The sequence below is a fragment of the Cyanobium sp. PCC 7001 genome, assembly GCF_000155635.1.
Classification (GTDB): domain Bacteria; phylum Cyanobacteriota; class Cyanobacteriia; order PCC-6307; family Cyanobiaceae; genus NIES-981.
Map to the genome: position 1 here is coordinate 1,396,693 of NZ_DS990556.1, position 11,646 is coordinate 1,408,338.

Annotated in this window: 14 protein-coding genes; 6 read left to right on the forward strand and 8 right to left on the reverse strand. The window is 71.3% G+C overall.

The window, feature by feature from the left end:
• Positions 1-147: 147 nt before the first annotated feature.
• Positions 148-429 (reverse strand): hypothetical protein, encoded by a 282-nt coding sequence (locus CPCC7001_RS06895; protein ID WP_006911438.1) that lies wholly within the window; start codon positions 427-429, stop codon positions 148-150.
• Positions 430-570: 141 nt separating this feature from the next.
• Between CPCC7001_RS06895 and CPCC7001_RS06900 the strand changes: the two genes are divergently transcribed.
• Positions 571-750 (forward strand): hypothetical protein, encoded by a 180-nt coding sequence (locus CPCC7001_RS06900; protein ID WP_006909631.1) that lies wholly within the window; start codon positions 571-573, stop codon positions 748-750.
• Here the strand turns inward: CPCC7001_RS06900 and CPCC7001_RS06905 are convergent.
• From CPCC7001_RS06905 to CPCC7001_RS06915, 3 genes are all read right to left on the reverse strand, one after another.
• Positions 732-1,463: a TIGR04283 family arsenosugar biosynthesis glycosyltransferase gene (locus CPCC7001_RS06905; RefSeq protein ID WP_006910385.1), complete on the reverse strand. Its 732-nt coding sequence runs from the start codon at positions 1,461-1,463 to the stop codon at positions 732-734. The two genes, CPCC7001_RS06900 and CPCC7001_RS06905, sit on opposite strands and share 19 nt — an antisense overlap.
• A 139-nt stretch (positions 1,464-1,602) precedes the next feature.
• Entirely contained in the window at positions 1,603-2,019 is a 417-nt protein-coding gene (locus CPCC7001_RS06910) for a hypothetical protein (protein WP_156796721.1), read from the reverse strand.
• An 8-nt stretch (positions 2,020-2,027) separates the two neighbouring features.
• Positions 2,028-2,483, reverse strand: a complete 456-nt coding sequence (locus tag CPCC7001_RS06915) for a VOC family protein (RefSeq protein ID WP_006911191.1) — start codon at positions 2,481-2,483, stop codon at positions 2,028-2,030.
• A gap of 107 nt (positions 2,484-2,590) precedes the next feature.
• Here CPCC7001_RS06915 and CPCC7001_RS06920 point away from each other — a divergent pair, with 107 nt between their 5' ends.
• Positions 2,591-3,085: a BCAM0308 family protein gene (locus tag CPCC7001_RS06920; RefSeq protein WP_006909261.1), complete on the forward strand. Its 495-nt coding sequence runs from the start codon at positions 2,591-2,593 to the stop codon at positions 3,083-3,085.
• A 66-nt stretch (positions 3,086-3,151) separates the two neighbouring features.
• Entirely contained in the window at positions 3,152-3,526 is a 375-nt protein-coding gene (locus CPCC7001_RS06925; RefSeq protein WP_006911258.1) for a hypothetical protein, read from the forward strand.
• Here the strand turns inward: CPCC7001_RS06925 and CPCC7001_RS06930 are convergent.
• Positions 3,520-3,960 carry a DUF2721 domain-containing protein gene (locus tag CPCC7001_RS06930; protein ID WP_043368740.1) on the reverse strand — a complete coding sequence of 147 codons (441 nt, stop codon included), beginning with the start codon at positions 3,958-3,960 and terminating at the stop codon, positions 3,520-3,522. The genes CPCC7001_RS06925 and CPCC7001_RS06930 overlap by 7 nt on opposite strands.
• A gap of 104 nt (positions 3,961-4,064) precedes the next feature.
• Here CPCC7001_RS06930 and CPCC7001_RS06935 point away from each other — a divergent pair, with 104 nt between their 5' ends.
• The 3 genes from CPCC7001_RS06935 to CPCC7001_RS06945 are packed head-to-tail and all read left to right on the forward strand — an operon-like array spanning position 4,065 to position 8,557.
• Positions 4,065-4,565, forward strand: a complete 501-nt coding sequence (locus CPCC7001_RS06935; protein WP_006909871.1) for a cupin domain-containing protein — start codon at positions 4,065-4,067, stop codon at positions 4,563-4,565.
• A gap of 33 nt (positions 4,566-4,598) precedes the next feature.
• Complete coding sequence (locus CPCC7001_RS06940; RefSeq protein WP_006911139.1) at positions 4,599-6,887, forward strand: FAD-dependent oxidoreductase; 2,289 nt, start codon at positions 4,599-4,601, stop codon at positions 6,885-6,887.
• 14 nt (positions 6,888-6,901) lie between these two features.
• The gene (locus CPCC7001_RS06945; RefSeq protein WP_225867199.1) at positions 6,902-8,557 is read left to right on the forward strand and encodes a mechanosensitive ion channel family protein; all 1,656 of its coding nucleotides are present in this window, start codon (positions 6,902-6,904) and stop codon (positions 8,555-8,557) included.
• On the opposite strand, the gene CPCC7001_RS06950 is transcribed toward CPCC7001_RS06945, so the two are convergent.
• The 3 genes from CPCC7001_RS06950 to CPCC7001_RS06960 form a co-directional block, all read right to left on the reverse strand.
• Positions 8,547-10,400, reverse strand: coding sequence for a sensor domain-containing phosphodiesterase (locus CPCC7001_RS06950; RefSeq protein ID WP_006910491.1), 1,854 nt, complete (start codon positions 10,398-10,400; stop codon positions 8,547-8,549). The two genes, CPCC7001_RS06945 and CPCC7001_RS06950, sit on opposite strands and share 11 nt — an antisense overlap.
• 57 nt (positions 10,401-10,457) lie before the next feature.
• Positions 10,458-11,318 carry a galactose mutarotase gene (locus CPCC7001_RS06955; RefSeq protein WP_006909778.1) on the reverse strand — a complete coding sequence of 287 codons (861 nt, stop codon included), beginning with the start codon at positions 11,316-11,318 and terminating at the stop codon, positions 10,458-10,460.
• 85 nt (positions 11,319-11,403) lie between these two features.
• Positions 11,404-11,586, reverse strand: a complete 183-nt coding sequence (locus tag CPCC7001_RS06960; protein ID WP_006911378.1) for a hypothetical protein — start codon at positions 11,584-11,586, stop codon at positions 11,404-11,406.
• Positions 11,587-11,646 lie beyond the last annotated feature (60 nt).

Here is an 11,646-nt window from a genome sequence, read left to right on the forward strand (position 1 = left end):
CAGCTTTTTTCTGCTCAGAGCAGATGCCTGACAGCTTCGGCACGCCCCCAGCCCATGCGATCGGCCCCTGGTGACCCTCGAAACGGGAAATCCCTCGTCCACTGGAAAAGCCAGAGCACCATCCACAGGCGGCGACCGTGCCGTGGCTCAGGTGCCGTTGCCCCCGAACATGTCGTCATCGGCCTCGAAGGGTTCGAACTCACTCCAGCCCGGGCTGGCGGCATCGAACAGTCCGAAGCGGGCAGCCTCATCGTCCATCAGCGTGTCGCCGGTGGGGCGGGTGTCGCAGCTGACGCCTCCACCGGCCGTGGGATGGCAGTCATCGAACACCACATCGGCCCTGGCGGCGACACCGCCAGGAACACCAGGCAGAACCCCGGCCCAGATCAGGGTGCCCAGGCACAGGACACAACGGCGCAGAGGGATCACAGGGTGCGGAGCGAAGAGGGAATGGTGGGATCCTGGCAGCAACGCTCAGGTTGCCGATGCCCACAGCCTGAACCGCCGTGGTGGTGGCGTCGTGCAGCGCAGCTGCCAGGCTGAGGCCGGAGTGCCGGCGGGCTGCAACAGATGGTGGAGCAGCAGCTCCAGCACGACCTGATCCGCTTCGTGAACAACCCCGCCACGGTGCGTCTCGATGCGGAGGCCGGCATCCTTCCCCATCTCCAGGGCGCCAGCCCCACCCGGGAGCCACTGCGGCTGGCCTTGCTTCCCGATGACTGGCGCCTCAATCAGCGGATGTCGCCGTAGAAGCGCTTCAGGCGGCTCGGCGACACCCCGAGGCCCCAGAGAATGCCGATCCAGACATAGATCAGGATGGCCTTGGCGGCGCCCCAGCGCTGCACCCGCCGATCCGAACTCTCCACCACGCGGTTGATCAGCACGAGGCGTCCAAGCCGCACCAGCCGCAGGCACAGATCGCCATCCTCCATGATCGGCAGGCTCGGATCGAACCCACCGCAGCGCCGGAAATCGCTGCGGCGGCAGAGCATCACCTGATCGCCGAACAGCAGCCGCAATCCCCGAATAAAGAGATGGGGGCGGAACAGCAGGGGTGCCAGATGGGTCTTGAGCAGATTCAGGATCGAGATCGTCCAGCGGGTGGTGACGCCGTTCCCCATCAGGGAGATGAAGCCGGCGCCGGCAATCGAGGCCTCCGCGAAGGTGCGCCCGGCCACGCTCACCAGATCGTCGGGAATCAGGGTGTCGGCATGCAGGAAACAGAGCAGATCGCCCGTGGCGTGGCGGGCGCCCAGGTTCATCTGAACGGCCCGGCCCGCCGCCTCGCTGTGGAGCACCGTGCAGCCGGCTTCGGCGGCGATCCGCGCGGTGGCATCGCTGCTGCCCCCATCCACCACCAGCACCTCCCAGGCCGGCGGCTGCAGCGCCTGCACGTGCCGCAGCGTGCGCCCCAGGGTGGCGGCCTCGTTCAGGGCGGGAATGATGATCGACAGCCGGGCCATGCCAGCACTCAAGGGCGTTCATCGCCGCGGGTGTGGGCATCGAGGATCAGCCAGCGGTGGCGCTCCTCTCCCGCCAGGATCCGCGCCAGCTGCTCCGGTGCGATGGCGGCCACGGCCGGATGGCGCAGCCTGATCGGGCTCAGCGGCCGCACTGGACCCGCAGCTGCTCCTGCACCGCATCGGCCTCCCCAGCCAGGCGGGCGCCGTCGGCTGTGTAGTACGTGAAGCCCCGCCGGTTGCGGTGGAGCACGGGGCGGCTGCGCCGCAGCTCGGCCTCCGCCTGCTCGCGGCAGCGGATGTAGGCGTCGTAATCCAGAGGCTGATCCAGCGGCTCCTCCTGCGGGCCCTGCTGCGCCCCGGCGTTGGCGGCGGTGGCCAGCGCCTCCTGGCGCGGGCAGAGGCGCTGCCGCACGCTCTGCAGCAGGTCGATCTCGGCCTGCATCGCCGCGCGGGCCAGCTGGTCGCGCTGCTGCTGCAGGGCCTGGCAGTCTGGGCCGGCCCAGACCGGAGCGCTGGTCAGCAGCACGGCCGCCACCAGGCTGCTGGCCCTGGTCATGGCCCTGATCATGGCCCTCGCCGCAGCTCCGGATCGCCCACCGAGGCCTGCTCGCAGCAGCCCAGCACCGCCTCGGGGTGGCCGTAGTGCTTGAACTCCAGCCAGTTGCCGGAGGGGTCGTTCAGGAAGAAGGTGTGGTGCTCCAGCACCGTGCCGGGATAGCGCCGTTTCGGCGCCACGGCGAAGGGTTCACCGGCCGCCTCCACCCGCTCCCGCAGCGCCTGCCACTCGGACAGCTCCTCGAACACCAGGCCGAAGTGGCGCGGGTAGATGCCCCGCTGGGCCGGCTCCGGATCCTGAGCGTGGGGCTGGTGCTGGGCCACCAGCTGGTGCCCCCCCAGATCGAGGATCAGCGCCGCCGAGCTGCTGCGGCCGGCCACACAGCCCAGCACCCGCTCGTACCAGCGGCGCGTGAGCTCCAGATCCCGCGCCGGGATCGAGAGGTGAAAGGAGGGCGGGGTCATCGGCTCGCTCCAGGCGCCGGAGAGGCCACGCTCCGGGCATCCCCATTCTCGCGACCCTGACGCATCCTGCCGCCCTGGCTACAGCAGGAGCAGCAGGGTCGCGTGTCATGAACAGCACCAGCCATCGCCCCCGGAACGACGGCATGGCGAGCGGGCAGCCCAGTGATCCCTACCAGCTGCGCCGCAAGCCGCCCCAGCCCAGTACCTGCCCGGATTGCCAGGCCACCTTCCAGAAGGGGCGCTGGTGCTGGGAGGCGCCGTCCAGCGTGGCCGCCAGCCACCGCTGCCCGGCCTGCCAGCGCATCCGCGATGGGGTGCCTGCCGGCGAACTCACCCTCTCCGGCGCCTTCCTGGCCAGCCACAGCGAGGAGGTGATGCGGCTGGTGAACAACACCGACGAGCGCATGCGCCTGGACCATCCACTCGAGCGCCTGATCGACGTCAGCGGCGATCCGGCCACGGGTCCGGTGCTGCTGCGCTTGACGGGCATCCACGCCACCCACGGCCTGGGCAAGGCCCTGGTGAAGGCCTTCGGCGGCAGCCTGGACGCGCCCTACCCCGATGCCGGCTCCCCCATGCGGGCCCGCTGGCAGCGCGACTGAGCCGCGTCGCCCGCCGGCCGGCGAGCGGATGGACCGTGCCAGAGTCCGCCATCTGCCCTCGGTGCCATGTCCCCGCTCGCCAAGCTTCCGGCCAGGCCATGGTTTCTGCCGCTGGCCGGGGCCACCTGCCTGGTCACCCTGGCGGTGCCACCCTCCCAGGCCCAGGCGATCCGGGACCGGATCATCCGCAACCAGTGCGAGGCCAAGCTGAAGGCTGACTTGGTGAGCAAGGGCGTGACCCAGCCGCCGCCGGCCTTCGTGCAGCAGGTGTGCGACTGCGTGGTGCAGAACGTGAATGCCGGCGCCACCATCGACGCTGCCAAGGAAACCTGCAAGGCCGAGGTGAGGGCGCGGATCAAGGGCGCCATCGAGGGGGGCGGCAACGGGAGCGGCGGCACGGCCCCAGCCCCTGGACCTACCGGGGCTCCCGCCGCTCAGTAGTAGCGCCGAGGGTTCTGCCGGATGGCGATCTGAACCTCGAGCAGGAACAGCAGCAGCCCGCCGATTAGGGCCAGCATCGCCACCACGAACACCGGCACCACGATCGCCGCCAGATCCAGGGCGGCGATCGAGCCGATGAACAGCACGGCCACCACCGCGGCCACCAGCAGGGCGGCGATGCCGGTGAGCAGGATGGCGCGGTTGGTGAGGAACAGGCGGCGCCGCTGGACCTGGATGCTGCGGTGCAGGGAGGACGCCTCACCGGCGGGGTCCTGATCCAGCGCTGCCTGGAGCACCCGGGTGCGGTCGATGATCCGGGCCAGCCGTCCCGTGAAGATGTTCAGCAGGCCGGCGATGCCGGTGAGCAGGAAAACCGGCGAGAGGGAGAGCTGGATCGCCCGCGACAGGCTCACGATCGAAGCGGGCTGCTCCATGGGATGGCGAACGCAGGCATCACGGCTCTTCCACACTGGCGAGGCGACCTGACGTTGACAGCACCGCAACGGCTTTCCAGGGTGCGCGCAACAGCACAGCGTCCATGCGGCCCATCCCCTTGCCGCCCCCGCGGCTCCGGCGCTGGGGCGCTCCGGCCCTGCTGGCGCTCGCCCTGGCGGCCGGCTCCGCCCACGCCGACGGGGAGCCGGCCCACCCCCCTTCGATCCAGGTGGAGCAGCTTGTGAAGGGCACCCGCAGCTGGGATGGCACCCCGCTGCCGCCCCTGGGGCCAGGGCAGCCGGAGGTGACGGTGCTGCGCATCACCATCCCGGCCGGGACGTCGTTGCCCCCCCACGTGCATCCCATGATCAATGCCGGCGTGCTGCTGGAGGGCCGGCTGCAGGTGAACTCCGCCACGGGTGACACGATCACGCTGGAGGCGGGCGACGGGCTGATCGAGCTGGTGAACACCCCCCACCGGGGCAGAAGCCTGGGCCCCGGTCCCGCCCGGATCGTGGTGGTGTACGTGGGGCTGGAGGGGCAACCGCTGTCCGTTCCCGCCGCGGCCGAGGGGCATCAATCCGCAAGGGGCCCCAGCAGGTAGGGAGGAAGGTAGAGAACCAGCCCACCCGATTTCATGCCCCCCTCCGCAGCCGCAGCCCCCTCCGGCGGGGCCCCGCCCGGTGAGGCCTCCCCGGAACCGGAGCCCCAGGGCGGCGGCTGGCGCAAGCTGCTGCTGCTGGCGCTCATCGCCCTGGCGGTGGCCCTGTTCTTCGGGTTCGGGCTGCAGCGCCAGCTGACCCTGGAAGCCCTGCAGCGGGCCCAGGGCGGGCTGCTGGCCTGGCGGCAGGAGGCACCGCTGCAGAGCGCCCTGGCCTACATGGGCCTCTACGTGGTGGTCACCGCCCTATCGCTGCCGGGGGCGGCGGTGCTCACCCTGGCCGGCGGGGCCCTGTTCGGCCTCGGGCTCGGCACGCTGCTGGTGTCGTTCGCCTCCAGCGCCGGCGCCCTGCTGGCCTTCCTGCTGGCCCGCACCCTCTTCCGCGATCTGGTGCAGCGGCGCTTCGGGCGGCAGCTGGCGCCGATCGAGGCCGGCGTACAGCGCGATGGGGTGCTCTACCTGCTCACGCTGCGGCTGGCGCCGGTGTTCCCCTTCTTCCTGGTGAACCTGCTGATGGCCCTCACACCGATGCGGGCCGGCTCGTACTACCTCACCAGCCAGATCGGCATGCTGCCCGGCACACTCGTGTACGTGAACGCCGGCACCCAGCTGGCCCAGCTGCAGGGGCTGGGGGGCATCCTCTCGCCGCCGCTGCTGCTCTCCTTCGGCCTGCTGGCCGCCTTCCCCTGGCTGGCCCGGGCCGCCACCAACCGCCTGGCCACCTGGCGCCTCTACCGCCGCTGGAGCCGCCCGCGCCGCTTCGACCGCAACCTGATCGTGATCGGCGCCGGCGCCGCCGGGCTGGTGAGCAGCTACATCGCCGCCACGGTGAAGGCCCGCGTGACCCTGATCGAAGCCGACGCCATGGGCGGCGACTGCCTCAACACCGGCTGCGTGCCCAGCAAGGCCCTGATCGCCTCGGCCCGCCTGGCGGCCCGCATGCGCCGCGCCGACCGCTGGGGCCTGGAGCCGGTGGAGCCGCGCCTCTCGGTGCGGCAGGTGTTCGAGCGGGTGGCCGCCAAGGTGGAGGCCGTGGCCCCCCACGACAGCGTGGAGCGCTACGAGGGGCTCGGCGTGGAGGTGATCCGCGGCCACGCCCGCCTGCTGGATCCCTGGACCGTGGCGATCCGCCGCCACGACAGCCCCGGCGCCGGCGAGGCCGAGGGCGCCGGCCCCCGCAAGAGCAGCCATGAGCTGCGTCTCACCAGCCGGGCCATCGTGCTGGCCACCGGCGCCGCCCCCGTGCTGCCCGATCTGCCGGGCGCCGATCAGGTGCCGCTGCTCACCAGCGAAACGATCTGGACCTACCTGCGCACCTGCCCCCTGGAGCGTCCCCGACTGGTGGTGCTGGGGGGCGGGCCGATCGGCTGCGAGCTTTCCCAGGCCCTGGCCCAGCTGGGGCTGCCGGTGACCCTGGTGCAGCGCAGCGGCCGGCTGCTGCGCCGCGAGGACGCCGACGTGGCCGAGGAGGTGCGCCGCGCCCTGGAGGCCGACGGGGTGCAGGTGCTCACCCACACCCAGGTGCGGGGCTTCGCCGCCGATGCCTCAGGGGCGGCTCGGGTGGAGGTGGAGCACGAGGGCCAGACCCGCACCCTGGCCTGCGATGCGGTGCTCTGCGCCCTGGGCCGCCGGGCACGGCTGCAGGGCTACGGCCTCGAGGAGCTCGGCATTCCCACCGGCGCCACGATCACCACCAACGCCTACCTGCAGACCCTCTACCCCAACATCTACGCGGCCGGCGATGTGGCCGGGCCGTTCCAGTTCACCCACACCGCCGCCCACCAGGCCTGGTACGCCGCGGTGAACGCCCTGTTCGGCGGCGTGCGGCGCTTCAGGGCCGACTACCGTGTGATCCCCCGCACCACCTTCACCGATCCGGAGGTGGCCACGGTGGGCCTCACCGAGGCGGAGGCCGCGGCCCAGCAGATCCCGGTGGAGGTCACCCGCTTCCCCCTGCACGAGCTCGACCGGGCCATCGTGGAGAGCGCCGAGCGGGGCTTCGTGAAGGTGCTCACCACCCCCGGCAAGGACACGATCCTCGGCACCACGATCGTGGCCGAGCACGCCGGCGAACTGCTGTCGGAGTTCGTGCTGGCGATGCGCTGGAACCTCGGGCTGGGCCGCATCTTCAGCACGGTGCACGCCTATCCCACCTTCAGCGAGGCCAACAAATACGCCGCCGGCGTGTGGAAGAAGGCCCGGGCGCCGCAGCGGCTGCTGGGCTGGCTGGAGCGGTATTTCCGTTGGCGGCGGGGCGGCGGCTGACGCCGGGACGGGACGTGGCGACCCGGCCGTGGGCGGCCGGGCCCGTGGAGCCGGATAATGCCGAAAAGCTGGCCTTTCGGCCCCTGAACCCCGTGGGCACCCGGCGCTGTTTCGCCTTCCTGCTGGCGGCCCTGCTGCTGCTGGGCCTTCCCCAGATCGCCAGCGCCGCCTGGATCACCCTCGACGGGCAGCGGGTGGTGGAGATCAAGAGCGCCGCCGGCGCCCAGTCGCCCGATGAGGTGGCCGCCCGGATCACCACCCAGCTCAACCGGCTGGTGCGCAGTCCCCGCTTCCGGGCCGACCGGGTGGTGGTGCGGGAGGAGCCGCCCTACTCGATGGTGGGCCTGCTCGACCCGCAGGGCAACTTCCAGCCCGGACTGGCCGTGGATGAGCGGGCCGCCAAGGAGGCCGGCACCACCCGTGAGGCCCTGGCCAACCGCTACCGCGACGCGGTGCGCAAGGCCGTTCTGGACTACGAAGACCGCAACAGGCTGCGCAACTGGATCGTCGGCACCCTGCTGGCCCTGGCTGTGCTGGCGATCTACGTGGTGTGGCTGCGCTGGCAGCGGCGCACCCACGTGCGGCTCAAGCGCTGGCTCTCGGGCCGCAGCGTGCAGGTGGCCCCGAAGCTGAAGATCGGCAAGCAGACCCTGATCACCCCCGCCCAGACCCGGGCCTTCACCCAGCTCTCGCTCTCGATCCTGCACTGGGGCCTGCTGCTCACGGTGAGCTGGCTGCTGATCCCGCTGCTGCTCAGTTTCTTCCCCCCCACCCAGGCCATGGCGGAGGGGTTGCGCGGCCAGATTCTGCGCCTGGCGATCCGGCTGATCCAGGCCTGTCTGGCTCTGGTGCCCAACCTGCTCTGGATCGCCCTGATCGCGGTGCTCACCACCCTGATGCTGCGCGTCAGCAACTGGCTGTTCTCCGCCCTGCGGCGCGGCCAGATCAGCATCCGCTGGTTCTACCGGGAGTGGGCGATTCCCACCCGCCGCATCGCCAACATCCTGATCGTGCTGATCGGGCTGGTGTTCGCCTTCCCCTACATCCCCGGCTCCGACAGCAAGGTGTTCCAGGGGGCCGGCCTGCTGTTCGGCGTGCTGGCGGCCCTGGGCTCCAGCGCCGTCGCCACCAACGTGATCAGCGGTCTGATGCTCATCTACACCCGCGCCTTCCTGGAGGGTGACCGGGTGGAGATCAACGGCGTGGTGGGCCACGTGCAGGAGCGGGCCCTGCTGGTCACCCGCATCCGCACGCCCCGCAACGAACTGGTGAGCATCCCCAACGCGGCCGTGATCACCTCCTCGGTGGTGAACTACAGCTTCTCCCGCCGGGAGATCCGCAAGCCCGTGGCGCTCAGCACCACGATCACCATCGGCTACGACGTGCCCTGGCGCCAGGTGCACGCCCTGCTGCTGGCCGCGGCCGAATCCGTGGAGGGCATCAGTGAGGAGGTGGCGCCCTTCGTGCTGCAGACCAGCCTCAACGACTTCCACATCAGCTACGAGCTCACCGCCAGCGTGCGCGACGCCAAGAAGTACCGCGAGACTCTCTCCGATCTACTGGCCGCCATCCAGGACCAGTTCGCCGCCGCCAAGGTGGAGATCCTCTCCCCGGGGTATCACGCCATCCGCAACGGCAATCCCAGCACCCTGCCGCCGGTCACGGGCTAGGGCGCTCGCCCGCCCCCACCGCCTGCCCGCCCAGCCAGGCCACGGCCTCGTGCAGGAGCAGCGGCGGGGCGAACAGGTACCCCTGGGCGCTGCGGATGCCCTGCTCCAGCAGCCAGGCGCGCTGCACGGCGGAATCCACCCCCTCCGCCGTGATCGCCAGATCCAGATCCCGGAGCATCAGCACCATCCTGCTGAGCAGGGTGCGCGGGGAGCGGCTGCCGGAATCGAGCTGGGCGATGAAGCTGCGGTCGAGCTTCACCCGCTGGATCGGCAGGGAGATCAGCCGCGCCAGCGACGAATAGCCCGTGCCGAAATCATCGATCGCCACGCTCACCTGCAGGGCGGCCAGGCGCTGCAGGAAGGCATCCACCGCGGCGGAACTCGCATGGAAGGCCTCCTCCAGCAGCTCCACCTGCAGGGTCCAGCCGGCGGGCAGGGTGGCGGCCTCCAGGCGTTCCAGCAGCCTGGCGCCGAGGGAGGGGTCGCTGAGCACGCCGCTGGAGAGGTTCACGCTCATCAGCATCGGAGCGGCCGGCTGGCCCCCCGGGGCCTCGGCCAGCTGGGGCAGGGCCGCCAGGGCCTTCTCCAGCATCAGCAGATCCACCTCGCCGGTGAGGCCGGCATCGCGGGCCTCTGGAAGGAAGCGGGCCGGCGGCAGCAGCTGGCCCTGATGCTGCCAGCGGGCCAGGGCCTCGAAGCCGAGGGGCCGGCCGCTGGCGGGGTCCACGATCGGCTGAAACGACGGGGCCAGATCGCGCTCATCGAGGGCGGTGTGGAACTCGGACGCGAAGCGGAACCCCCCCAGCGTGGCGCTGCGGCTCTGGGCATCCAGGCCGTGCCAGGCGCAGCCCTGGATGGTGCAGGCCCGCTGCAGGGCCAGCCCCCCGTCCGCCAGCAGCGCCTGGCTGGATTCGCCGTGACCCCTGGCCACGGCGATGCCCACCGCCATTGCCATCCCCACCGACACATCCCCGACCCGGTGCAGCTGGCTCACCGCCGTGGTGAGGCGCTGCCCGAGGGCATCGAGCCGCTCCGGCGGCGGCGGATCCGGCCACAGCACCAGCAGGTCCCCCTCCCCGATCCCGCCGATCGCGCCCCCGGGCGGCAGCACGGCCAGAAGGCGACGCGAGGCCTCCGCCAGGCAGGCCTCCGCCACGGCCGCGCCGAAGGCGGCATTGATGCGCTCGTGATCCCGCAGCCGGCACCGCACCAGGGCAAAGGGATGACCCGCCGCCTGGGCCACCTTCCGCTCGAGCTGCCGCAGGATCTCCTCCCGGCCCAGCAGCCCCGGTGAGGCCTGTTCCGCCTCCGCAGGCTCCGCAGCCTGGCTGTGGGACCGGCTGAGTTCTTCGCAGCGGTGGGCCGCTAGAGCGGCCAGGCGCTGCAGGCTGTCCACCTGCTGGCCATCCAGCTGCCGCGGTTCGTGGCCGAACACACACAGGCTGCCCAGCTGGAAACCGCCGGAGGAGATCAGGGGAAAGCCGGCATAGAAGCGCACATGGGGTGGCCCCGTGACCAGCGGGTGGGCCTGCGCGCGGGGATCGCTCTGCGCATCGGCCACGATCAGGGGATCGCGGCTGAGAACCGTCTGGCCGCAGAGGGAGGCGCCGCGCGGCAGCGAACTGGTGTGCAGTTCCAGCCCCACGCAGCTCCGGAACCGCAGCAGGTCGTGGTCCACCAGGCTGAGCATGGCGATCTCCGTGCCCGCGCAGCGCCGTGCCAGCTCGCTGATGTGATCGAACACCGGATCGGCACCGGACTGAGGCGGCCCTTCGCTCGCCCCATCGCCCGCCAGCTCGGGGAGCCGTTCAGCCGCGTCGGAGGGGATGGCGAGGGGGGGCATGACGGGAGGCCGCATCGCGGAAGCGAGGGCAGGGGCGTGGACTGGGCCACCCCACATCTAGCCACCCCCGGGTTCCACCCGGTAGCGGCAGTTCAGGCTGCAGGAGCCACCCGGCTCCACCATCAGGCGGCGGTCGCCGCTGATCAGGGCCCCGCGGGGGGCCGTCCAGGGCTCCAGGCACAGCATCGGCCGGGGTGGGTCGGTCCAGAGCACCACCAGATCGAGGGGAGCGCTGGGCTCCAGGGTCACCGTGCCGCCGCCGCCGGCGTCAAGCAGCCGCACCGGTCCGCGGGGATGGGCCAGCAGGTCCACGCCCTCACCGAGCGCGTCGAGCTGTCCGGCCAGCGCGGCCGGGGCCATCGTGTGGTGGTCGAAGCCCTCGGCGGGCAGCCCCTCAAGGCGCACGGCCGCCAGATCCGCCACGGCCCAGTAGGGATGGAGCCCGAAGCTGAAGGGCATCGGATCCTCGCCGGCGTTGCTCACCAACGCCTCGATGGCCAGTTCGCCGGGGGCCAGCCTGTAGTCGAGGCGAAGCCGGAAGCGGAAGGGATAGGCCGCCAGGGTGTCGGGGTCATGGCCGAGCTCGAGCCGCACGCCCAGGCCATCCTCCAGGGCGGAAAGGCTCCAGGGCCTGTCGCGGGCGAAGCCGTGCTGGGCCAGGCTGACCTCCCCCTGGGGCAGGCTCAGCCGCCCGGAGGGCACCCCGCCGCAGATCGGGAACAGCACCGGGATTCCTCCCCGCACCGACAGGCTCGGATCGGCGAACCGCTCCGCGTCGAAGTAGAGCCAGTCGCGGCCGAGGCTGCTCCAGGCGGTGACCAGGCCACCCCGTTCGGGCACCACCCGCAGCACCTCCGCACCGGATGGATCGGTGTACTCCCAGTGCGGATAGGGCTCACGCCGCTGTTGCAGAACCATCGAGAACAACGATCGCCGGGGCGGCGGCGTGATGGAGTGGGGCGTGATGGAGTGGTGGCGTGAAGAGCGCCGAGAGATGCGGAGCTCAGCTGTGCTGGCGGAGGATCTCCGTGCAGGTGGTCACGCACTCGCCATCATCGATGGAGCAGGTGGTGATGCACTCGAAATAGGCCTCCACCGGATCATGGTCCGCCGGGGGGAAGGCGCTGGAGGGTGGATGGTCGGTGAGGGGATCGGCTGCGGTGTTGTAGCCGTGGGAAGCCGTCATGGCGTCGGTGGGATGAATGTTCTTTGACCGTATGAAGGTCCCCTCAGGCAGGCAAGCAGG